Genomic DNA, 22,334 nt, shown 5'->3' on the forward strand with positions numbered 1-22,334 from the left:
AATGGAGGTAAATAAAATGGAATGAACCCAAGAAAAATTATTATGGGGAGCAATATCAGGTAAGCAATTTATTATCTGAGGACTATGGGAAATGGAGCTACATCAGTTAATAACAGCGGAAAGGAGGGTAATTGGGATGCTGAAAAATATGTGTAACCAAAGATGGCAGAGATTTGTGTGATATCAAATGATATAAAAAATAAATTTGTCAGTCTCGGGATTCCGGAAGATGAAATATGCATAATCCACGATGCTGCTTTCCGTACTAAAGGTTGCTTGGTCAAAACAAAGATACTCCCTGCAGGATAGTATAGTTTACTCAATTCTAAAAGGTATTAATTCAAACGAAGCAAAAATAGAAGCCATACGAAAGGACATAGAATTACGAAACTCAAATAAGTTTCCTGATGATGAGTTCAGCATTATATTGGAAAACACCCTGATTACTGAAAAAGAAAAAGCTGGAGAGCTTATGTTACTGCTTTGTACCAAGGCAAAAAAAGAGAACTGGAAGCAGGTAAGTATCGGAAGCTATAAAGACTTTGATTTAAAGCTTGAATACAATGAATTCCAGTGGGTTTGATTTACATATTACAATTGAACTTGGTTGGAATCCAATCGGGAATATCACACGATAAAAAAAATGCACTGGAAGGCATGGAGCCTGCATTACAAAGATGTCTCAATCAGTTGGAACAGCTGTACGAGGACTTTGAAACAGCAAAGGCAGAATATGAAAAGCCGTGGCGTTACGAGGAAGAATATAAGACAAAACTAGCACGTTAGGCAGAACTAAACATTGAACTTGATCTAAACAAGCAGGATGAAGTTCTGGGAGATGAAGCATCAATTGAATACAAAGATGAAGCTGAAATCAATGCTTCGTCTATAATCTCTGATGAAGAAGAGCATGGAATGGAGATGTAAATGTATCGGGTGTAAAACAATTTATTGAGTGGTAATAGCAAAATATTACGAACCAAGAAAGCTGAACTTTGAAAAGTGAATAATGCGGTACCTGGTGATGACAGATATACATTGACTCTAGTTAATTCCAAATGTAGTATGTATATATGGAATTTTGATTAAATTAGAATAGAATGATATTCTGCCTTACACCATTTAGAAAGGAGTATGAAATAGATGGATTCAAATTATAGGAGTTCTTGGTATGTAAATATTTCATCAGATGATATATTAAACTTCATTATTTATGTTGGATGTGCATATGGGTTAATAGACAAACAAATATATACGGGGATGGAAATTTTATGGCCATCTAAATTCTTAAATACAGAGGCTACAAGAGAACAATGGCAAAAATGGTTTGACGAAATGGTGAACTTAAAGCTAGAAAAAATTAAAGAAGGAAAAAACCCTGATTTTCTTTTTGAAGAATATATGCCTCCAGAGTTTTCAAAAGTTTATAGCCCTTTATTAAGACAATGCTGTAAAGAAGTATGGCCTATGTTTCAAGAATGGTGGTATATGATGGCAGGAGGTAAGGCTGCTCTTAATTTTATTGAAAGAGTTGTAAGCCAAAATCTGATTGACATTAATGAATTTCAAAAAGGATTAGGTAGGAAATTAGAGCCTTTTCAATTGTACATTAATTTAGTGTACACTGGTGTAAGTGAAACTATTGACATTAACGCTGATAATAAAAATCTAGTTATAACATCAACACCTATATCTACATTTACAAAAGATTGGTGGATAAAAAAAATAGCAGAATTAGGATGAGTTCATAATCATTGTACCTTATAAAATGATTACAGTTGTAAATCGGCAAAGTATAAAAGTAAACAAAATTTTAAAATCAGTACCGCATAATTCAGTTAAATTGGTTATGCGGTATTTTTGCGCGCAATTTAAGTCGCAATATAGAGGGAATGCGATTATATATAGATGAACTTTGACAACTGAATACAGTAACATTTAATTGTATACAAGTTACATATATGGTATTATTAGCTATAAAAAGCCTGATTGTAGGAGGAGTAATAAATGGAGTTAATTGTATACATACTAGGAGGATTAGCTTTATTTTTAATAATTTTAGGTGCTGTAAAAATGGCTGTTAAAGAGGCACTATATGAAATTAAAGAAGATATAATTAAGGAATTTAACCTTAAAAAGGTAAATGCAGATGATATTTATGAAGATAATTAATTCGCTAATTTAATTAACTCTAAAGTTGACAACTAAATATAGGTTTTCCTAAATACCGCATTATTCAGTAAACGAAAGTGCGGTACTTTTTTGGTTTGCTCGTAATATAGCTGAAGTCTGAGTGAAAAGGGGAGTTTGTAAGATGTTCTTTGAAAACTAAATAGTGTGGTATTGATTTATGTTAGAATATGGAATATCCTGTATAAAAGATATAATTGTTTTATGTGAGATTCCACCATTGATGCTGGTATTTATTAGATATAATTCTTATCTCTACAAAATCTCTATGTAACAACAATAAGTAAGCCTCTTTTTCCTTTTTATCCATAACTACCAAACTATATATAGGCATTTAAAACAAATTAATATGTTAGCAGATATTTTTCATAATCTTCCGTTACTGTTAGATTCTAATGATTTTAATAAAGAAGAATTTTGGCAACAAATAGGCAGTTATGAAAGGCAATTTTTGGTCAATACCGCACATTTAGTTAACCGAAGTGCTTTTTTATTGAACAAAATAAGTCTATTACGACGCAAAAGGGGCGATTAATTCGAGCAATTGGGAAAGCTAATTTTCTTCATGTTTAAACTTTATCATTTTAAGTGAAGTAGTGTATTCTTTTGTCCTAAAAGTTATTGTGTCTTTCCCGTAAGGTGGATTGTGAGCACCTTCAAAAGTTTGAAGTTGAACGGTAATTTCATAATAATTAAGGTAGTTAATCTCCACTCTTCGGATATCAATGATTCTATGTTGCCAAAATTGTTTAGGATTACCATAGTAATCTATTAGTGAATCTTGGATGTATGTATAAATCATGTAGAGTGAAAAACTTTCAAGAAGTTGCTCACGAGTTTCAGTTAAAGATACAGTTGAGTGGATATATTCTTCATGACTTGAGTGAAAATAGTAAAGAGCTATTAGAGATACTAACAAACTTATTAATAATAAAATTATGAAAGATTTTCTCACACGGAAAAGGTAAAAGTTCTTCATAACTTACCTTCAAAAATGAACTACTAAATTATAAATATGAAATTTATCTTAAAACAATTCGTGTAAGTCGCAAAATAAATAAAATGTTCCTCATGTTGAGGATATAAGTCAATTTCGTACTAGAGATATATTATCTCTTTCTATTTTTTAATTTGAAATATATGTTGAAACAAATAGCTGCAGGTATTCCAGTAAAAAAAATAATAGGAAATTCTTTTTGGGCCCTAGTATATTTATCAAGACCTTTTTAACAAGTGACACGTCATATACTACAAGTAAGATTATAGATATTATAAAACATATAAGAACTAGTGTCCAAAATATAGTGTGTCTCATAAGACCTCCAGTGACTGATTATAGATTAATTATAACTGGATAATGTTGGTTTGCAAGTAAATCAAAAAATAGAGATTCGCAATATGCTTGAACATTGAAAACTGAATAGTGCGGTAATGATTGAAACTTGACTTAGTATTATTCTAGATATAGTATTAATTGTAGAAATATTAATCAAAGGGAGACATCTGATGAGTAATGAAAGTTATTATTGGTATTGCCCTGGAAGAGAAGAAGATGTTGATTGGGGTTTATGCTGGGAATTTTGTTTCGCAGGTAGTATTGGGCCTATTGATACAACAGATGAACTTATACAATGGATTAAACAGAGTAAAAAGTTTAAAAATTTAAAAGATTTTCATAAAGTATGCGAAAAATGTTCTCATTGTCAATGGGGTTAGCACTAAAATTTTACACTAATTTCTAACATCAGGTCAAAGCCTCCAAAGTTTCAAATACAAATGTACCGCACATTCAGTTAAGCTGATGTGCTTTTTTATTGCACAAAATAAGTCTATAGCGAACAAATGATCTTTGAAAAGTGAATAGTGCGGTAGTGGTTGAAACTTGACTTAGAAACATGCCAGATGTAGTATTATTTGTAATGCATTGCTTTTTATCGGCATCTGTTTTAAATTATGAACCAAGAATAGGTATTAGTTGAAAGGAGTTAATTATGTGGGAATATACGACAGTAACTTTTAATAGTCTTTTTGATACGGAAAAAAGTTTAAAGAGGAAAAGCGATAAAGTGCTTGAACAACATGGGAAAGAAGGTTGGGAACTTGTTAACTTTCAATGTGTGGGCGGCTTTGGTTCTATGATGGTGCTTGTGTTTAAAAGGGAAAAGAAGCAAGAGTAGAGTATAAGAATAGTCGGAAGTATCATTAGTTCGCATTTTTTACATACCAAGAATTATTCTATTACCGCATATTCATTAAATGAAAATGCGGTTTTTTACTGCCCATTTTAGGGCGCATTTTGAATAGATTGCGACGGAAGAATTTTGGACTTTGCGAACTGAATAGTGCGGTAGTAGTTAAATAAAAAATTGTTGACTCCAATATACTCCCAATATAGTATTGACGTAATAGTGTTTGATAGATTAGAATCGGATAATATTGTGATGTAAAGAGAGACAACAAGTTGTGGGGGATAAGAAATATGGAAGAATTATTTTTATTAAAGATTAAAAAACAAATGCTTAAGGATTGTGTGGATTTGTATTAATAATAATTACTTTATAGGTTATGCAGCTTTATTAGATGATAAGATGGTAGCCTTGAGTATAGGTATGAAAAAACCATGGATAAAAGGTTTTGAATATTATATTGATAAATTTTACGTTAGTTACGAAATGCAGGGTAGAGGTATTGGTAGCTGGTTTATAAAGGCAATAGAAGAAGATATTAACGAGCAAGGAATAAATGGCATGATATTAAACACAGAAAAAGATTATCCATCGCAAAAATTCTATAAAAAAAACGGATTTAAAAACACTTGGTGACTTAATAGTTCTTGGTAAATAATGCTTCGTAATATTTATAGAAACCGCCTATAGTGGAAGAAAGGTAAAATTATGAGAAAACAAAAGTGGAAAGCTTTTGAAATGGACGATATGACAACAGTGCAGAAGCAACAGAGTGGTTTTGTAGTGTATGTTGAAAAGAGGGATATTTCTCTTTAGGTGGTAGACCTGAAAAGACAATATATGAATTATGAAATTAGCGAAATACCAAGCAACCGAAAGAGAAGGGCTACATGTGAATATGAAGGTCAGCCATGCGTTGAAATTTCACTAAAAAAGGCTTTGAAATACCAGCTAAGATTACATAAGTATAAAGAACCATTTATATTGTGTTCTTGTCCATAAGTCGCCAGTAAGAATTGAAACTTGACATAGAAAAATGCCAAATGTAGTATTATCATAAATGTATTGCTTTTTATCGGTATCGTTAAATTATGCGAAACAATGGTCATATTTTCTTAAGCCGATAATTCTAGTGATGCGATTGGAGAATTTAACATGAAAATCACAATGATACATGGGCAAAACCATAAGGGAAGTACTTATCATATAGGAAAGTTATTGGCGTATAAGCTTGCAAAGGAGGACGAAATTACAGAGTTTTTCCTACCAAGGGACTTGAATCATTTTTGCATGGGCTGCTACCAATGCATTGAAGATGATACAAAATGCCCATACTATACGGAAAAGCGGATCATCACCGACGCTATGGAAAAGGCAGATATGCTTATTTTCACGACTCCAAACTATTGCATGGGTCCATCTGCATCCATGAAAGCTTTGCTTGACCTGATGTTTACATATTGGATGTCACATTGTCCAAGAGAGTGGATGTTCAGAAAGAAAGCAGTTGTTATTTCAACTGCTGCTGGAGCAGGAGCTAAGCAGGCCATTAAGAACGTGAAAAAATCTCTCTTCTATTGGGGTGTTCCTTATATAAAAAGCTATGGCATTAACGTACAGGCCATGAACTGGGCTGGTGTGAAGGAGGATAAGAAAATAAAAATTGAAAAAGATATGATTAAGTTTGCCCGAAAATTTGCATATGTTGAAAGACCGAGAGCCTGTATAAAGACAAAATTCGTATTTTTTATGATGGCGAATATGCACAAAGCCGGATTGGACTCTTCTCCTGTCGAAAGGCAATACTGGGAGGAACGGGGTTGGCTAAATAAGGAGCGACCTTGGAAAAAAAGGTCATGAGGATTGCATAAGGTGTGTCGAATGTCGTAATCCTTTATCTATCAATAATCATTCTATTACCGCACAGTTAATTTTAAATGTTGCGGTTTTTTACGCTCATATAAGTTCGCAAAATGAATAAAAAGCGTCCAAATAAATCTCTTTGAAAAATGAATAATGTGGTAGTGATTGATATTTGATTACAGATATAGTATTAGTATTAAGGTAATATATGGATTACAAGGAAGGGAGTTAAATATATGCCAAAAGGAGTAATGATATTTCCATTTATTATTATAGGATTGATTTTTACTATTGGATTATTAAATGTTATATGTCCTAAATTATTGTGGAAGACTTTTGAAAGCTGGAAGGCTACAAAAGAGCCAAGTAATGCTTATTTTTATTTCACGAAGAATTGCAGGTATCATGATACAATTTCTGAATCCATTTTATCTGGAGTTACATTACAAGCAGCCACTGTACTGTCATAGGCATTATCAAAAATACAGGTGTTATACCTTAGTATGGCTGTGGCAATGATTATACTTAAATTCCTTAAAAAAGGGTTTGAAGCATACGTTCTATGGACAGAAGGGGATGCTGATGCAGACCCTTTGCTTTATGGGCTTCAGCCTTTTGAGTATGAAGCGAGTTTTTAATAGAAGTTCCTCAGCCATTTTACTGATAGTTGTTTCAACGGATAAGAATCCTTAGTACAGCTACTTAAATGCTTTGTCAAACGTTCTTTGTTCTCTCATTTTGAATCCCTCCCTTTTTTATTATATAGGGATTCTTCGTGTCCATCAAACTGGAGTAAGGTCATATCTTAGAATAATAGTCGAAATACAACACCCATAAAGGATAAGCTATTAGCTTATCCTTTATGGGTGTGAACATACTTTTTTTAGGTAAACTCTATTGTGCTATACTTGTTGCATAGACAGCGCCAATTCCATGGGAATGATGTGATGCACTGCTTTCATAGTACCAATTAGGAGAAAATAAATCAATAACTTTGCCTGTGTTTACATCAACGATGAGGTATGCCTCTGCTACAGAACGTGAATCAAAAACATAGGTGGGAGCGAGGGATGCACTTGCCGTCCTATAATACGTGTAAGAAACGTTTTGTATTGGAATGAATAATGCCACATCTCTTGCTGAACCATTAAAAGTCGAAGTATATTTTATAAATGATATTCCAAGACTTTGCTCATCAGCAAAGTTTTTAACCGATGTATTTGCTTTTGTACTTAAAGTCATCGATGCATGAAGATAGTCAGCACCTGCTGAAATATCATATTTATAACTGAATGAAAAATCAATTAATTTTCCATTTATATAATAGTTTGCTCCTACCTGCTGCACAAGATATCCATTATAACTCAGCAGATCTGTTCCACCAAGAACACTGTCTTGATTTGTTACAGCTACTGTATATGGAGCTGCATTACTATATGTTCCATCTGAAGTTGTAACTATAAGATAATAATCCCCATTTCCAAGCGAATAGGTTACCCCACTATTAATAGAATATATAGAATTATCCGACGTTACAATATATAAAGCATAATTACAATTTTCCGGATTTGCCAAAGTGAATGATTTTCGTGATGCTTCAGTTGTAATAGAAAATTTATATATATCCATATCCAACGGTGAATCTATTGCATCAGTTAATGTACAACTCTTACTGATCGCCGTTGCTGTCCCAATCGTATCGTTAATCTCTCTACTGATGTAGTTAATTGACTGGTAACTTACCAAACCAAAAGTACCTGTTCCTGTATATGCATTCACTTGTATGTAATAAACACCTTCATTAACAATTAAATCAACTTTTTCATCATTTCCCGCTTCTTGACAGGAATAACCTATATTATCTAATGTACCAGTAGCTTCATCTAATTTATATATATATAAATCAAAGTCGGATGATGGATCACTAGCTACCATTAATGTAGTAATTCTACAAGTCTCATCTGCGACTACACCATACCATCTGCTGCCGCCCTCTGTATCAATAGCATCTCCGGTTGCTTCATTGAATGGTAAATAACTCGCACCGTTTGGATCGGAATTATCATCTGCAGTGCTCGCATATACCTGCTTAGACTGATTCATATGATTTACAATATTGTTATATTTACCGACATTTCTTCTATGGGATTGCTTCTTATTAAGGTCTAACCGCACATTACTTTTGCCCACTTCATTTAACGTTATAGCCGACGCTGAACCAGAAGTAGCATCCGAACTACTTATTTCTGCAGCAATAGCCTGGAATGGAGTACTAAAGAACAATAAGCACACCATACAACCTAAAATTCCACTTTTCCACTTTTTCATAATTATGTTTCCTCCTTTTGAAATTCAATTAACAGTTACCTTCAGCTATCCAATCACCACCATCACAAGGATTGCGGCTATCAGTGTGATCACAAAGAACACAGATTTCTTCCTCACTTTGCGATACCAAGTTTAATGTTCTATTGTCATTTAATTCACCCTCTAGCTATTATTATTTATTAAAACAGTGCCTGCAGTCACTGTTTTTAATCATTACAATTAATGGTCAACAAAATCATTATTACTTTACTATTGCGATAAAATAGTGTGATTCTATCCCTTTCGAATTATTGCATTATTGCTTGCAGTTTAGAGTTCCTCGGCATACATAAAAGTATATTTGCTAAAGTTATAGTGTGATATAAATCATAAAGGGCAAAAAGTAGAAAAAAGCTATTGCACTACTCACCCATAAATCATTGACTATAGTAAGAGGACAAATCATTTGTGGGTTCTAATTATGCATTGTCATATTATTACATTTTATGTATTATTTAACACTACTTAAACCTATTTGTCAATTATTTTTCTCTAATTTTTCCATATGTGCTTCTCCTTATTACCATGAAGTACCACAAAAATAAAATATATAAATATAAGCAAATATAGCGATAGTTAAATGTGGGATGGAATAACACTAGGGCATTCGGCGGTTTGCATGGATAATGGCAATATGCCGGGCACAAATAGCTGCTGATAATACCGGAGCGGAGGCAAGAGGTTAAATCCTGCGAGAAAGTTACAATTAAAGTTTTAATTGGCGAAAAAGATTATTTCATTTTTGTGTTTTCACAATAGACCATGTACTGGAATACAGTTTCTATATGCCAGTGCGTGGATGTACTATGAAAATAAATTAACTATTTTTTTACTTTTGAATAGAATGTATTGGGGGTTGATAGTATGACAATTAAAAATAACAGGATTGAACTTACTTCAGAAGAAAGTAGCATATTTATGCGCCAGTTTAAAATAGGAGTAATCAAGCAGCTGTATAAAGAGAAGCTGCTGACTGGAGAACAATATGATCAGGTGATTAAAGCAATTAATAGCTATTGATTTATAAAACGGCCTGCTTGCAATTATAAGTAGGCTCTTATTTTATATCTAATCAGAGGTAAATGTATGAAAGTAAAAGTTGGTGCTTATTGCAGAGTTTCAACGGAAAAGGATGACCAGGTAAATTCACTGCAGAGCCAAAAAAAGTATTTTGAAGAATATATAAGGAATAGACCTGACTGGGAATTTGTTGACATTTATGCTGATGAGGGAATTAGTGGGACTCAGGCCGAGAATAGAATGGAATTTCAAAGGATGATCTCTGATGCTAAATACAAAAGGTTGGATTTGATATTGACTAAAGAGATTTCAAGATTTGCAAGAAACACAAAGATCAGTATTGATTATACGCGTATGCTTAAAGAGCTTGGAGTAGGTGTCATCTTTATTAATGATAATATTAATACTCTTGACGGAGATGGTGAATTGAGGCTTACAATTATGTCGGCCATTGCCCAGGATGAAAGTAGAAAAACATCCGAACGGGTAAAGTGGGGACAGAAAAGAAGAATGGAGCAGGGTGTTGTTTTTGGACGTGAGCTATTTGGATACAACTTGTATAAAGGCGCTTTAACGGTTAATGAGGAAGAAGCTGAAATAGTAAGATTGATTTTTCACAAGTACACCATCGAAGGAAAAGGTACTCATGTAATTGCAAAAGAGCTATATGAAGACAATATACAATCAAAAAGATATATAAAAAGGTGGTCAAATACCGTAATTTTAAGACTTCTAAAAAATGAAAAATATGCTGGAGATCTGGCCCAAAAAAAGACCATAACTCCAAATTACTTAAATCATAAAAAGAAATACAACAGGGGAGAAGAAGAGATCGTATATATAAAAAACCATCATACACCTATCATATCAAGGGAATTATGGGATGCAACACAAGAACAGATCAGTCACCGATCAGCATCAAAGGAGCAAAAAAGCAAATACAGTAATAAATATTGGTGCTCGGGAAAGCTACTATGTGGCGAGTGTGGAAGTAAATTTGTGGGGAAAAGTAAAAAATTAAAAAACGGAGAAGTTTACAAAGCTTGGAGATGTAGTCAGGCTAAAAGCTATGGCAGTCTCAAGATTGATGTCAATGGAAATCGGGTTGGCTGCAACAATAAGAGTATTAATCACATAGTGCTGGGTAAAATAGTAAAAAGTGTTTTGTACTCAATAAATTCAAATAAGGAAAAAATAAAATCCGAGTTGGTATCGGAAATCAGGAAATCAAACAAGTTGACTGATATAAAGAGTACAGATTCATTTACAAGAAAAATAGAAGACCTGAACCGTAAAAAGCAGGAAGTAATTAATCTAATGATTGAGGGAAGCATATCTAAGGATGATATGGTTTTAATGAATAAAAGGTATGACTTTGAGATGAATAAAGTCAAAACGGATATTAAAAATATTGAAGATATCAATCTTATAAATAGCAGCGCAGATAAGCTGCAGATATACATAGACAGGATAAATTCTCTTGTTAACCAGATAGAAGGAATAGATTCAGAGGAAGTATTTAAGCTTACAGTAAAAAAGGTTATCCTATATAAAAATAATATATTGGAATTATATTTAACATGTATGCCGGAGCCAATAAAACTAAAGTATAAAAGCAAAGGTAAAAATGGTAACTATAGTGTTGAATACAGCTTTATGGACAATTGATTTATGATGTACCCTACTGATTTAGCAGATTACGCCAAACCATAACCATCATAATTTCGCTTAACATCAAAAAGATCTTCCGTACATATGTACAGAAGATCTTTTTTGATAGGTGATTTAATCCAATATTTCTATTTATGCAAACTTGTGTATATTTTATAAAGCATTAACGCAGCCTCAGCTTTTGGAACAGATGCTTTTAGATTCAGTTTCTTTGCATCACCTGAATAAAATCCGTTCTTTACGATAGTGGCTACACTTTCAACAGTATTCCTTGAAACCTTTGAAGCATCAGTAAATTGTTTCAGATCGTCAGCATTACCTTTAACCAAATCTTTATTTACTAATTTCAGAGCTTTAAAGGTAAATACCAACATATCCTCTCTGCTTATTGCCTTATTAGGATTGAATTTATTATGTCCGATACCGTTAGTAATACCAAGTGCTTTGGCAATACCCAGTGAATTATAGTAGCTGTCTTTCTTATGAACATCACTGAAATTTGAACGATATTTTGCACTCAAATCTAAAGTCTTAACAAGCCACATCAAAAACTCGCCTCTTGAAATGCTCTTATTCAAGTTGATTTTTTTAACATCAGAGCTCTTGATGATACCTTTTGATACCAACATCTGAATGGCATTATTAAGTTCACTTTCGCTGTCATTTTCGAACCTGACATTATCCAGGTACATCGTACCGGCGAAGTCACTGTTACCGTCCGCAACAACGAGCGTGATATCACGGAGGACAGTATCAGCAGTAAGTACTTTTCCATCATTTATTTTATCCAAATCATATTTTGCCTGGAAGTGGTACAAGCCATCTTTGGTTTTTTTCATTTTGCTCAGGCTTGTTAAAGGTATATCGAAATTAACCGATGCCTGTGCCCAGTAACCAAGGCTTGGTGGAGCAAAAGCCAGATTTATTGAGAGAGAGCCTTTGCTGGCCTGTGTCGGTTTAAGATAGAAATCAAAAGCAAGATATTTGTTACTTCCACGTGTTGCGTTTATTCCAGCAAGCATGATACGTGGTGCTGAAGCCCATCCGTCTACGGGCTTGACTTCAGGGTATTTAACTTCCCATGAAATAGCCTTTGAACCATTTGCATCTTTTATTGTCAAGGCACTTTGAACGCCGGATGCAGCATCCCAGGCCCATCCCTGACGGGTTGAATCTTCAAAGTTTGAAGGAAGTGTTGCCTTTCCTATCGGGGCATGCTCAACAGGTGCTTCTACGACAGCACGGTTTCCTGATATAGTTATATTGTCGAGTGAAATAACATTAGTATCCGCACCAACAAATAAAATAATATTAGTCATTGTACTATCTTTGCTGTCTTTTGCTATAGAATCAAAATTCGGTGAATCAGCAGGTGTTATTGTTAATACAGCTTTATATGTACCATCTGCCTGCTGTATAAATTCAGCAGGCTTAACCTGTATGGCACGTGTAGGATTCGCCCAACCATGGGTTGAACTCTGTGGTATGGCTGCTATTGATACTGTAGCAGGAGCATCTGCAATAACGTCCATTGTAAGTTTTTCTGCACCGAGAATGTTCGGTTTATTGCTTGTACCATCAGCTGAAAGACGAACGTTTGCCCAGTAGTTTCCTTCGGTAAGATCCTTGCTGGTATTTAAGCCGGTGATTTTAAGAGCATTTTTTTCATTTGCAAGAGTGATACTGTCAGCTTTAACCGGACTGTCGCTGTTTATGCCGAAACCTTGAGTCGTTCCATCATTGAAATCCCATACATTTGTTGTAAACTCTTCTTTTTCAGCACGATCAATAGGCTCATATTTTATACCTTTTATTCTGGCACGGGCATATTCGCCGGATACACTCAGCTCTTTTGGTGACCAAACCTGATCATCTCCGGGATCCAGGCTTGTGGCATCTGATTTGCCGGATATGAAAGGTATAAACGATCCTGATGTTTCATTCTTATTTGTCAGAGACCAGTTACACCAGCCGATATTGTTTGCATTGAGGAATTCAAGCCATTCATCTGCTTCTTTCAAGTAAGGTCCATTGTTTCCGCTTGCTTCACTGGTTCCCCATTCTGAACAAAAAACTGCTACACCATGCTCAAGAGCGTACCTTGCATTACTCATTATATTTCCTCTGTCTGTACTGTCTGGCGAGGTTTTATGTGTACCGCTATAGAAATGAATGGTATAAATCGTATTGTTATCATTAATGGGGTTGTCTGCGGCCAAATCAGGACGCTGACTCCAGTTTGGACTTCCAACGATTACAAGATTCTTATTACCGCTGTCACGGAGCATTTTTATTATGGGTTCTGCGTAACTCTTTACTTTTACCCAACCTGCCGCATCATTTGTAACACCGGGATCGTTGGGGCTGGGCTCATTAGCCAGTTCGTATATTATATGCGGATCATTGGGATACTTTTGGGATATTTCCTTGAAGAAATCCATTGAACCCTTATATATGTCTGCATTCGGGTCACCTGGTGTAAGCACATGCCAGTCCACCATAGCGTACATGTCATTTGCAATGGCTAGATCAATTCCGTCAATTACTCTTTTCTTAATTGTTTCAGGGTCTTTTGAATATCCGCCTTCAGCAACGTACATTGCAATACGGATTACATTGCTTCCCCAGTCCTTGGAGAGTGCTGCAAAGGCATTATTGTTAATTATTTCAGGATACCACTGAAGGCCGTGCGTACTCATACCACGAAGCTGTATAGGGTTCCCGTCTTTGTTACATAATGTTTTAACTCCGTTTTTATCAAGAATTTGAAGGGCACCCGCAGATGAAGGCTTTTCAGCCTGGCTTGTAATCAGATGAGAGCCCTCTGGTTCTGCTGCAAAAGTGATTGTGGGAATGAAAGACATTAACATTGCAACAACAATCACATAAGAAAGAATCCTTCTATTAATGTTTCTTAACATGATAAACCTCCTTTTAATATTTAAGATAATTAAATTTGGTATGGACGGTGTCGTTCATACCGGTAAAACAAAAATGGATTTTATTTTGCCTCCTCTCTATATAAAAGATATAGCATTATATAACCGATCATTTAATTAACAAATCCCGGTTATATTGCATCACTTACATTTCGCTGTGCGTATGTCCGATACTCCACACAGAGAAAGACGAGAAACAGATGTGGTCGATTTTTAGTAGGATTGATTTACAATTTAATATGGCATATGAAATGACTTTACATTTTTAAGAAATATACTTATTTATTCTATTTTTTTCCGTTATATTATATCATTGTGATAACACGGCAATCAAGATAAATTGAAATGGAAGTGATTTTTTATAAAAATAATATAGTAGAACTGTATATATAATTTATGCCGGAGCCAATAAAACTAAAGTATAAAAGCAAAGATAAAAATGGTAACTATAGTATTGAATACAGTTTTATGGACAATTGATTTAAGATGTGCCCTACAGATACAGATACACCGATATCTGTAAGGGTTCCTTTAGGTATATTATATAAATGTATATTGTTATAATATGATAAAGATACCTTAAAATAACCAGATTTCTGGTTATTTTTTATTTTATATTTATTTTATAAAGGAGGAATTCCGGATGGATAAAGGTGATAATACTGCGATTTGGCAAGCTATATCCACAAAGCTGATTTACAGATTAAGAATGATGGGTTATGGAGCTGTCTCAGTTAATACCAGCAGAAAGGAGGGAAATTGGGATACTGAAAAAATATGTGTAACCAAAGATGGCAGAGATTTGTGTGATATCAATTGTATTGAAGGAACGATTACATACCACCAGGCTTATGATCGGGAGGAAATAGATTTAATCCGAGACCTTATTAATGACCTTCAGGAGCAGGAAAGGATTTTTACCAGAGCTGATCCTATGCAAGTTGAAGGGTTAAAACATTATAAGGTTTTAGCTGAATACAATAACGTTATTCTTGCTGCCTGTGAATCAGAAAGTATAAATTCTTCCATGCAGCGGGTTAATAGTTATCAATATGTCACATGGGAAAAAGACAATGGAGGATCTGGTGTTCACTCTGGGAATTACTTTAGTGATAACTATAGTGGAGCAAAGGATAACTTTGCTGTCAGATCCGGAATTATGAGAAAAAGCAAGCTGTTGAGTGAGACTGAAATGATGGCTATATATAGCGGAATCGTAAAGCTTGAAGATAGTGAAAATAACGCTGATGGCAGTAACAAAATATTCAAGCAGATAAAAGAAAAAATACAAGACACAATTCCTGATATTGAAGCAAGGATTTATAGGAATGATCCCAGGTTTATTGAATCAGAGGTTATCGAGGAAGACATTGAGCTATATGACCAAGAGATTTAGTAAGAGAAATAGTCATTTCTTATTAGACTTCATGAATTTATATAATTAATACGGAAAGGATTTTGAAAAAATGCCTAGTTTCAAAACAATGTTTAATGAAACTATGAAGCAGATTACGAGGAATGACAGCGAGTGGAAAAGGTTTCTAGGTTTCTCAGGAAAGTTATATAAGTATGGTTTTTACGAAACTGTCCTTATTTACAATCAAAGACCTGATGCAACTATTGTTGCAGACATGGATACGTGGAATAAAAGAGTAGGAAGATGGATAAATCGTGGCAGCAGGGCGATTAAGGTTTTTGACTCGGATAATAAAGGTGTACGATATTTGTTTGATATATCAGATACACACGGTAACTATACAAGTAGAATTAATAGCTACACCATAAAATCAGATGCAGCTCAAAACTACATTATGGAATATTTAGGTGTAGAAAAAGAGAGGGATTTTGAGGGCTTTGTAGAAAGTCTTTTTACTGAGTTTTTAGAAAAACATGAGTACCCGGGAGAATACTTTGATTGCTTTGTACAAGATAGTGTAGTTTATTCTGTATATAGCAGGCTTAAACTTGATATTGAAGGAAAATTTCATTTTGATGGTATTTTGAAACAGCTTGACGTTGGACAAGCAACTGAGTACGCTTCAATAATATGTGAAATTAGTAAACAGGTTTTGAGACTTTTGGAAAGACCGGCACGAATATATGAAAATAAGGAGATAAGTAAAAATGCGAACCAAATACATAGAAGGAATTGGGCTGGTGGAATATCCGGAGACACCGGAGGAAATACAGGAAGCCAAGAACAAAGAGACGGATACAATAAAGAAGCAAGAACCGATATCCAAAGCGGAGTACCGGGAGGGAGAAGACGGGATATTATATCCGGTGATATCACCGGACGAGAATCAGGAACTGGACAAGATACCGGAAGGGATATTCGCAGCGGAGGCAGTGAAATACTTGGTGCACAATCACCCGAAGAGAGTGCAGGAACTGAAAATACAGGGTACATGGTTCAGCACAATTTATCAGATAGACAATCAAGCATTGGAAATGATGGACAAGGTTCAACAAGAGTTGAAGAAAGTGCATCCAGTTCCGAATACGGAGAACTTTACCGAGCTGGCAAGCTACAACAACTGGATCAGGGAAACAGCTCAGGAGATAGTGATGAAGGAAGTAGTCAGAGTTCCGAGATAAAAGATAATAACAATGGCAAAGTTAAAGAGTCATCAGAAAATGGTGGCTCTAATTTTTTACCCCGGAATCAACAAACTCTATTTGATTTAATTGAGACAAAAGAAAATGAGGTTGAGAAGTTCACCTCGGAAATTTTTAACGGAGCCGAGCGAACTGGAGGGAAATTCAACTACAGATATAATCCTTCGGATGATATTGGTGTCGGTGGCCAAAAGACAAAATATAAAGCCAATGTTGGAGCAATTAAGCTGCTAAAGGATATTGAAAAGGAAAACCGTCTTGCAACAAGCCAAGAGCAAAGTATTCTTACCCGATATACCGGATGGGGTGGAGTATCACAGGTATTCAATGAAGAAGCCAAAGGCTGGGAAAATGAGTTCAAGGAATTGAAAGAACTCCTTACTGAAGAAGAATACAGAAGTGCCAGAGCATCTACGCCCAATGCTCATTATACAGAGCCGCAAGTAATAAAAGCTATATACAAAGCCCTGAACAGATTTGGTTTTAAAGGAGGAAACATACTTGAACCGTCAATGGCTACCGGCTTATTTTATTCCTTAATTCCGGAGGACATTTCTGATAAATCCAAGTTATATGGCGTCGAACTGGACGGCATATCCGGAAGAATATCAAAGCAGTTATACCAAAAGGCTGATATAAGGATTCAGGGGTTTGAAGATACAGACTATTCAGATAATTTCTTTGATATTGCAGTAGGCAATGTGCCTTTTGGAGACTATAAGCTACATGATAAAAGATATGACAAGCTCAACCTTAACATACACGATTACTTCTTTGCAAAGACCTTGGACAAGATTCGCCCAGGTGGGATTATATCATATATAACCAGCAAAGGAACTCTAGATAAGGCAAACGGTTCTTTCAGGAGATACCTGGCAGAACGTGCCGAACTGATAGGAGCAATAAGGCTTCCAAACAATGCCTTCAAGCAGATAGCAAATACAGACGTAACAACAGATATCATTTTTCTTCAGAAACGTGACCATGCAATTATTTTGGATGAAGAACCGGCTTGGACGGGACTTGGCCAGACTGATGACGGAGTACCTGTAAATCAGTATTATCTGGATAATCCTGATATGCTCCTTGGAAAAATGATTTTTGATAACAGGATGTTCGGAAGTGATGGAAAATATATAAGCCTTGTTGCAGAGGACAATTTCAATTTGGTTGAAGCTCTTGACAGAGCAGTTGAAAAACTACATGCCAGGATAGAAATTATTGATACCGGAAAAGAAAATCAGGAAGAATATCTGCCTGCAGAGCCGGAAGTCAAAAACTATACATATGTATTAAAAGATGAAAACATCTACTATAGAGAAAATTCCAAAATGGTTAAAGTAATACTTCCTGAAAAAACTTCCCAACGTGTCAGGGGTATGTGTGAGATAAGAGAAATATTAAGAAAGGTTATAGAAATCCAGACAGAAGGTTGTACCGTAGAAGAGCTTAAACCATATCAGGAGGAATTATTAAAGTCATATAATACATTTACCGGGAAGCAGGGAATAATAAACAGTACGGCAAATCTAAGGGCCTTTCAAAAGGATTCAGATTTGCCTTTATTATCTTCTCTTGAGGTTCTTGATGAAAAGGGCAAGGTTAAGTCATTAGCTGATATATTCTACAAACAAACAATCAGGCCTTATGAGACAATTACTAAAGTCGCTACTTCGGTAGATGCTCTGGCAGCGTCTCTTTCCGAAAGAGGAAAAGTTGATCTGGATTATATGGCGTCTATATATAAAGCTGATAAAAAAAAGATTATTAGTGAACTTGAAGGGCTTATATTCCTTAATCCAGAGAAAAAAAGATATGAAACAGCAGATGAATATCTCTCTGGGGATGTACGCTATAAGTTAAAAACCGCTTTATATTATGCCAAGGATAATCCGGATTATTATATAAATATTAAAGCCCTTGAGAGTGTTCAACCTGTGGATTTGGATGCCTCTGAAATAGATGTAAAGCTCGGGACAACATGGATTGAAACCGAAGATATAAATCAATTTATATACGAATTGTTAAAGGTACCTGGGTTTCATCAAAGAGATAATAACACCTCAAAGGAATCAGCAATCTACACAACTTACAATTCTTTTTCAAGTTCATGGTCAATACAGAATAAGTCACTTCAATGGAACAGCATGAAGGCCACTGAAGAATATGGAACCAAAAGGGCTGACGCCTACAGCATTATAGAAGACACTCTTAATTTGAGAAGTGTTGTAGTAAGGGATAGGGTAGAAGATACTGACGGAAAAATAAAATATGTTGTAAACAAAAATGAAACAATAGCAGCCAGGGCAAAGCAGGATGCTATCAAGGAAGAATTCCGGGACTGGATATTTAAAGATCCGGATAGAAGGAACAAGTATGTTGACTTCTATAATACCAACTTTAACAACATCAGGTTAAGGGAATACGATGGTTCACACCTGAAATTTCCGGGAATGAGTCCTTACATAAAACTTCGGGAACATCAAAAAAATGCCGTAGCTAGAATACTATACGGCGGTAATACCCTGTTGGCACATGTTGTAGGAGCAGGCAAGACGTTCACCATGCAGGCTGCCTGCATGGAAATGAGAAGGCTTAATATAATCAAAAAAACTATGTTTGTGCTGCCTAACCATTTGACGGAACAGCAGGGAGCAGACTTCTTAAAACTATATCCTGCTGCCAGCATTCTGGTTGCCACTGAAAAGGATTTTGAAACGGCAAACCGAAAAAGATTTCTGGCAAGGATAGCAACAGGTGATTATGATGCAATAATCATAGGTCAGAGCCAGTTTGAGAGAATACCGGTATCGGTTGAACTGCAAACCCAGATTATAAAAAACACCATAGAAGAAATAGTTGATTTTGTCTCTGCTTGTAAGCAACAAAACGGCGACAAGTGGACAATAAAGCAAATGGAGAAAATGAAGTTTAATCTTGAAGCTAAGTTAGAACAGCTGGCGGATGCCCCCAAGGATGATGTATTAACCTTTGAACAGCTGGGGGTTGATTGCTTGTTTGTGGACGAAGCCCACCATTACAAGAATGGCGGTGTATTTACCAAGATGAGAAACGTTGCGAGGATTTCAGGGAACTCTGCAAAAAAGGTACTGGATATGCAGATGAAATGCGACTATATAATTTCAGAGAACAACGGACGAAACGTTATCTTCGCAACAGGAACACCCGTAAGTAATTCAATGACCGAAATGTTTATAATGCAGCAGTTCCTGCAAAAAAATGAACTTAGAGAAAAAGGGCTGCATAACTTTGATGCATGGGCTGCGGACTTTGGTGAAGTTGTATCAGCACTTGAACTTGCACCTGAAGGTCGTGGATTCAGAATGAGAAACAGATTCAGTAAATTTACAAATCTTCCTGAGTTAATGACAATGTTTAAAAATATAGCTGATATTCAGACTGCCGACATGTTAAACCTTCCTGTACCAAAACTTAAAAACGATAAGGTTACAGTGGTAACTTCTGAGCCATCGGAGCTGCAGCAGGAGCTTGTACAGAAAACTGCAGAACGAGCTGAAAGAATCAGAAATGGACTGGTAGACCCCTCAATAGATAACATGCTTAAAATAACAAATGAAGCAAGGCAGTTTGGGACTGATCCACGATTAATAATCCCTAATGCACCTGATGAACCGGAAAGCAAAATAAATAAACTGGTAGACAATGTATATCAGAAATATGTTGAATTCAACTCAACCAAGGGTACACAAATAATATTCTCTGATGTCGGAACTCCAAATGACCGTGGAGGTTTTTGTGCTTATTATGATATAAAAAATAAACTTGTCAGTCTCGGAATTCCGGAAGATGAAATATGCATAATCCACGATGCCAAAACAAAGAAGCAGAAAGAATTCATGTTCTCTGCAATGCGTACAGGCGAGAAAAGAATAATCTTGGGCTCAACCTCAAAAATGGGAACCGGCACAAACATACAAAACAAGCTTGTTGCACTTCATCACCTGGATTGTCCATGGAGGCCTGCAGATATAGAGCAACGTGATGGAAGAATACTAAGGCAGGGAAACGAAAACGAGGAAGTAGAGATATTCAGATATGTTACAAAAGACACTTTCGATGCCTACCTCTGGCAAATAGTTGAACAGAAGCAGCGGTTTATTTCACAGGTAATGACAAGCAAGTCTGTCAGCCGCAGCTGTGAGGACATAGATGAAGTGGTTTTAAACTATGCGGAAATAAAAGCTTTGGCAATGGGAGATCCAAGAATAAAGGAGAAGATGGATTTGGACATAGAGATAAACAAGCTTTCCGTACTAAAGGCGGCTTGGTCAAAACAAAGATACTCCCTGCAGGACAGTATAGTTTACTCAATTCCCAAAGGGATTAATTCATATCAAGCAAAAATAGAAGCAATACAAAAGGATATAGAATTACGAAACTCAAACAAGTTTCCGGATGATGAGTTCAGCATTATATTGGATAAAACCATGATTACTGAAAAAGAAAAAGCTGGAGAACTCTTGTTACTGCTTTGTACTAAGGCAAAAAAAGAGAACTGGAATCAGGTAAATATTGGAACATATAAAGGCTTTGATTTAAAGCTTGAATACAATGAATTTTTGAGTTTGTTTAATTTACATATTACAGGTAAATATCAATACGCAATTGAGCTTGGTGGGAATCCCACCGGGAATATCACACGTATAGACAATGCCCTAGAAGGCATGGAGCCGGCATTGCAAAGAAGTCGCAATCAGTTGGAACAACTTAATCAGGACTTTGAAACAGCAAAGGCAGAATATGAAAAGCCGTGGCGTTACGAGGAAGAATACAAGATAAAATTAGCACGTCAGGCAGAACTAAACATTGAGCTTGATTTAAACAAACAGGATGAAGTTCTGGGAGATGAAGCATCAATTGAAGACAAAGAGGTAGTAATAAATACTTCGTCTGTAGTCTCTGATGAAGAAGAACAGGAAATGGAGATGTAAATAATTTTAAGAAAGGAAGATTTTATGATTAAGGTCAATATCGAGGGAGAAAATGAACAAATAAATGAGTTTATTAAAAATCTCAAAGAATCAAATTTTTACTTTTCAGTTACTAGCCAAAACGAAAATAATCCTAGTAACATTTCGCTTACAGTAAGTGAAGTGCCGGGAAAAATTCCTGATGAAGCGGGGTTTAGCTTCAGAGGGTTTATAGCAGAGTGGATTAGGGACGGGTTATACTCAACATTGAAAGATTTCTTACATCTATCCAATAACGGAATAATGATTTCTTTTGAAAATATTTCTGAATTCAAGAAAATAAACGATTTCCTAACAGACAACTTCGGAGGAAACGTAGACATATCTCAGATGTTGGACAGAATATCAGAAAATAATGTAAATAACTTTGAAAATTCAGAATTAATGGTCTTTGGATGTGATACTGATTTTGATAATGAAATGTGAATAATGATTGGATGGTAGATAAAATAAGTCTATCACGAACA

At 35.3% G+C, this 22,334-nt stretch carries 18 protein-coding genes; 15 read left to right on the plus strand and 3 right to left on the minus strand.

Translation table 11 applies throughout. From position 1 onward, the window contains the following. Positions 1-250 precede the first annotated feature (250 nt). The 4 genes from CLO1100_RS20970 (at position 251) to CLO1100_RS20695 (ending at position 2,172) form a co-directional block, all read left to right on the plus strand. Positions 251-583: a hypothetical protein gene (locus CLO1100_RS20970; RefSeq protein WP_041700183.1), complete on the plus strand. Its 333-nt coding sequence runs from the start codon at positions 251-253 to the stop codon at positions 581-583. Next, positions 580-786, plus strand: coding sequence for a hypothetical protein (locus tag CLO1100_RS20975; protein ID WP_041700184.1), 207 nt, complete (start codon positions 580-582; stop codon positions 784-786). The genes CLO1100_RS20970 and CLO1100_RS20975 overlap by 4 nt, the downstream gene beginning before the upstream one ends. 357 nt (positions 787-1,143) lie before the next feature. Next, on the plus strand, positions 1,144-1,743 hold the full coding sequence (locus CLO1100_RS06515) for a hypothetical protein (protein WP_014312957.1): 600 nt from the start codon (positions 1,144-1,146) through the stop codon (positions 1,741-1,743). 264 nt (positions 1,744-2,007) lie between these two features. Beyond that, the gene (locus CLO1100_RS20695) at positions 2,008-2,172 is read left to right on the plus strand and encodes a hypothetical protein (protein WP_014312958.1); all 165 of its coding nucleotides are present in this window, start codon (positions 2,008-2,010) and stop codon (positions 2,170-2,172) included. A 571-nt stretch (positions 2,173-2,743) separates the two neighbouring features. Here CLO1100_RS20695 and CLO1100_RS06520 read toward each other — a convergent pair. Continuing rightward, positions 2,744-3,169 carry a DUF3888 domain-containing protein gene (locus tag CLO1100_RS06520; RefSeq protein ID WP_014312959.1) on the minus strand — a complete coding sequence of 142 codons (426 nt, stop codon included), beginning with the start codon at positions 3,167-3,169 and terminating at the stop codon, positions 2,744-2,746. Positions 3,170-3,696: 527 nt separating this feature from the next. Between CLO1100_RS06520 and CLO1100_RS06530 the strand changes: the two genes are divergently transcribed. From CLO1100_RS06530 to CLO1100_RS20990, 6 genes are all read left to right on the plus strand, one after another. Continuing rightward, positions 3,697-3,906 carry a hypothetical protein gene (locus CLO1100_RS06530; RefSeq protein WP_014312961.1) on the plus strand — a complete coding sequence of 70 codons (210 nt, stop codon included), beginning with the start codon at positions 3,697-3,699 and terminating at the stop codon, positions 3,904-3,906. 275 nt (positions 3,907-4,181) lie between these two features. Next, positions 4,182-4,367, plus strand: a complete 186-nt coding sequence (locus CLO1100_RS06535; RefSeq protein WP_014312962.1) for a DUF4177 domain-containing protein — start codon at positions 4,182-4,184, stop codon at positions 4,365-4,367. Positions 4,368-4,718: 351 nt separating this feature from the next. Next, complete coding sequence (locus tag CLO1100_RS20980; protein WP_347456236.1) at positions 4,719-5,012, plus strand: GNAT family N-acetyltransferase; 294 nt, start codon at positions 4,719-4,721, stop codon at positions 5,010-5,012. A 519-nt stretch (positions 5,013-5,531) separates the two neighbouring features. After that, on the plus strand, positions 5,532-6,236 hold the full coding sequence (locus CLO1100_RS06545) for an NAD(P)H-dependent oxidoreductase (RefSeq protein WP_014312964.1): 705 nt from the start codon (positions 5,532-5,534) through the stop codon (positions 6,234-6,236). A 239-nt stretch (positions 6,237-6,475) separates the two neighbouring features. Continuing rightward, complete coding sequence (locus tag CLO1100_RS20985; protein ID WP_014312965.1) at positions 6,476-6,709, plus strand: DUF6199 family natural product biosynthesis protein; 234 nt, start codon at positions 6,476-6,478, stop codon at positions 6,707-6,709. 18 nt (positions 6,710-6,727) lie between these two features. Continuing rightward, the gene (locus CLO1100_RS20990; protein WP_347456239.1) at positions 6,728-6,877 is read left to right on the plus strand and encodes a conjugal transfer protein TrbL family protein; all 150 of its coding nucleotides are present in this window, start codon (positions 6,728-6,730) and stop codon (positions 6,875-6,877) included. Between the two features lie 256 nt (positions 6,878-7,133). On the opposite strand, the gene CLO1100_RS06555 is transcribed toward CLO1100_RS20990, so the two are convergent. Next, positions 7,134-8,567: a hypothetical protein gene (locus CLO1100_RS06555; RefSeq protein WP_014312966.1), complete on the minus strand. Its 1,434-nt coding sequence runs from the start codon at positions 8,565-8,567 to the stop codon at positions 7,134-7,136. A 903-nt stretch (positions 8,568-9,470) separates the two neighbouring features. Here CLO1100_RS06555 and CLO1100_RS20700 point away from each other — a divergent pair. Both CLO1100_RS20700 and CLO1100_RS06560 read left to right on the plus strand, forming a co-directional pair. Next, positions 9,471-9,626 carry a hypothetical protein gene (locus CLO1100_RS20700; protein ID WP_014312967.1) on the plus strand — a complete coding sequence of 52 codons (156 nt, stop codon included), beginning with the start codon at positions 9,471-9,473 and terminating at the stop codon, positions 9,624-9,626. 66 nt (positions 9,627-9,692) lie between these two features. Beyond that, positions 9,693-11,294, plus strand: a complete 1,602-nt coding sequence (locus tag CLO1100_RS06560; protein WP_014312968.1) for a recombinase family protein — start codon at positions 9,693-9,695, stop codon at positions 11,292-11,294. 131 nt (positions 11,295-11,425) lie between these two features. On the opposite strand, the gene CLO1100_RS06565 is transcribed toward CLO1100_RS06560, so the two are convergent. Next, positions 11,426-14,218: a carbohydrate-binding domain-containing protein gene (locus CLO1100_RS06565; RefSeq protein WP_014312969.1), complete on the minus strand. Its 2,793-nt coding sequence runs from the start codon at positions 14,216-14,218 to the stop codon at positions 11,426-11,428. A 661-nt stretch (positions 14,219-14,879) separates the two neighbouring features. On the opposite strand from CLO1100_RS06565, the gene CLO1100_RS06570 reads away from it, so the two are divergent. The 3 genes from CLO1100_RS06570 (at position 14,880) to CLO1100_RS06580 (ending at position 22,293) form a co-directional block, all read left to right on the plus strand. After that, on the plus strand, positions 14,880-15,632 hold the full coding sequence (locus CLO1100_RS06570) for a hypothetical protein (RefSeq protein ID WP_014312970.1): 753 nt from the start codon (positions 14,880-14,882) through the stop codon (positions 15,630-15,632). Between the two features lie 70 nt (positions 15,633-15,702). After that, positions 15,703-21,828 carry a DEAD/DEAH box helicase family protein gene (locus CLO1100_RS06575; protein WP_014312971.1) on the plus strand — a complete coding sequence of 2,042 codons (6,126 nt, stop codon included), beginning with the start codon at positions 15,703-15,705 and terminating at the stop codon, positions 21,826-21,828. Positions 21,829-21,852: 24 nt separating this feature from the next. Further along, positions 21,853-22,293: a hypothetical protein gene (locus CLO1100_RS06580; RefSeq protein ID WP_014312972.1), complete on the plus strand. Its 441-nt coding sequence runs from the start codon at positions 21,853-21,855 to the stop codon at positions 22,291-22,293. The last annotated feature ends 41 nt before the right edge of the window (positions 22,294-22,334 follow it).

This window comes from Clostridium sp. BNL1100, assembly GCF_000244875.1.
Taxonomy (GTDB): Bacteria; Bacillota; Clostridia; order Acetivibrionales; family DSM-1351; genus Ruminiclostridium.

Excerpts from the sequence above, each read along its gene's own strand:
- CLO1100_RS20970 (WP_041700183.1), top strand. The coding sequence starts at position 251 with ATGCTGCTTTCCGTACTAAAGGTTGCTTGGTCAAAACAAAGATACTCC.
- CLO1100_RS06515 (WP_014312957.1), top strand. The coding sequence starts at position 1,144 with ATGGATTCAAATTATAGGAGTTCTTGGTATGTAAATATTTCATCAGAT.
- CLO1100_RS20695 (WP_014312958.1), top strand. The coding sequence starts at position 2,008 with ATGGAGTTAATTGTATACATACTAGGAGGATTAGCTTTATTTTTAATA.
- CLO1100_RS06520 (WP_014312959.1), bottom strand. The coding sequence starts at position 3,169 with ATGAAGAACTTTTACCTTTTCCGTGTGAGAAAATCTTTCATAATTTTA.
- CLO1100_RS06530 (WP_014312961.1), top strand. The coding sequence starts at position 3,697 with ATGAGTAATGAAAGTTATTATTGGTATTGCCCTGGAAGAGAAGAAGAT.
- CLO1100_RS06535 (WP_014312962.1), top strand. The coding sequence starts at position 4,182 with ATGTGGGAATATACGACAGTAACTTTTAATAGTCTTTTTGATACGGAA.
- CLO1100_RS06545 (WP_014312964.1), top strand. The coding sequence starts at position 5,532 with ATGAAAATCACAATGATACATGGGCAAAACCATAAGGGAAGTACTTAT.
- CLO1100_RS20985 (WP_014312965.1), top strand. The coding sequence starts at position 6,476 with ATGCCAAAAGGAGTAATGATATTTCCATTTATTATTATAGGATTGATT.
- CLO1100_RS06555 (WP_014312966.1), bottom strand. The coding sequence starts at position 8,567 with ATGAAAAAGTGGAAAAGTGGAATTTTAGGTTGTATGGTGTGCTTATTG.
- CLO1100_RS20700 (WP_014312967.1), top strand. The coding sequence starts at position 9,471 with ATGACAATTAAAAATAACAGGATTGAACTTACTTCAGAAGAAAGTAGC.
- CLO1100_RS06560 (WP_014312968.1), top strand. The coding sequence starts at position 9,693 with ATGAAAGTAAAAGTTGGTGCTTATTGCAGAGTTTCAACGGAAAAGGAT.
- CLO1100_RS06565 (WP_014312969.1), bottom strand. The coding sequence starts at position 14,218 with ATGTTAAGAAACATTAATAGAAGGATTCTTTCTTATGTGATTGTTGTT.
- CLO1100_RS06570 (WP_014312970.1), top strand. The coding sequence starts at position 14,880 with ATGGATAAAGGTGATAATACTGCGATTTGGCAAGCTATATCCACAAAG.
- CLO1100_RS06575 (WP_014312971.1), top strand. The coding sequence starts at position 15,703 with ATGCCTAGTTTCAAAACAATGTTTAATGAAACTATGAAGCAGATTACG.
- CLO1100_RS06580 (WP_014312972.1), top strand. The coding sequence starts at position 21,853 with ATGATTAAGGTCAATATCGAGGGAGAAAATGAACAAATAAATGAGTTT.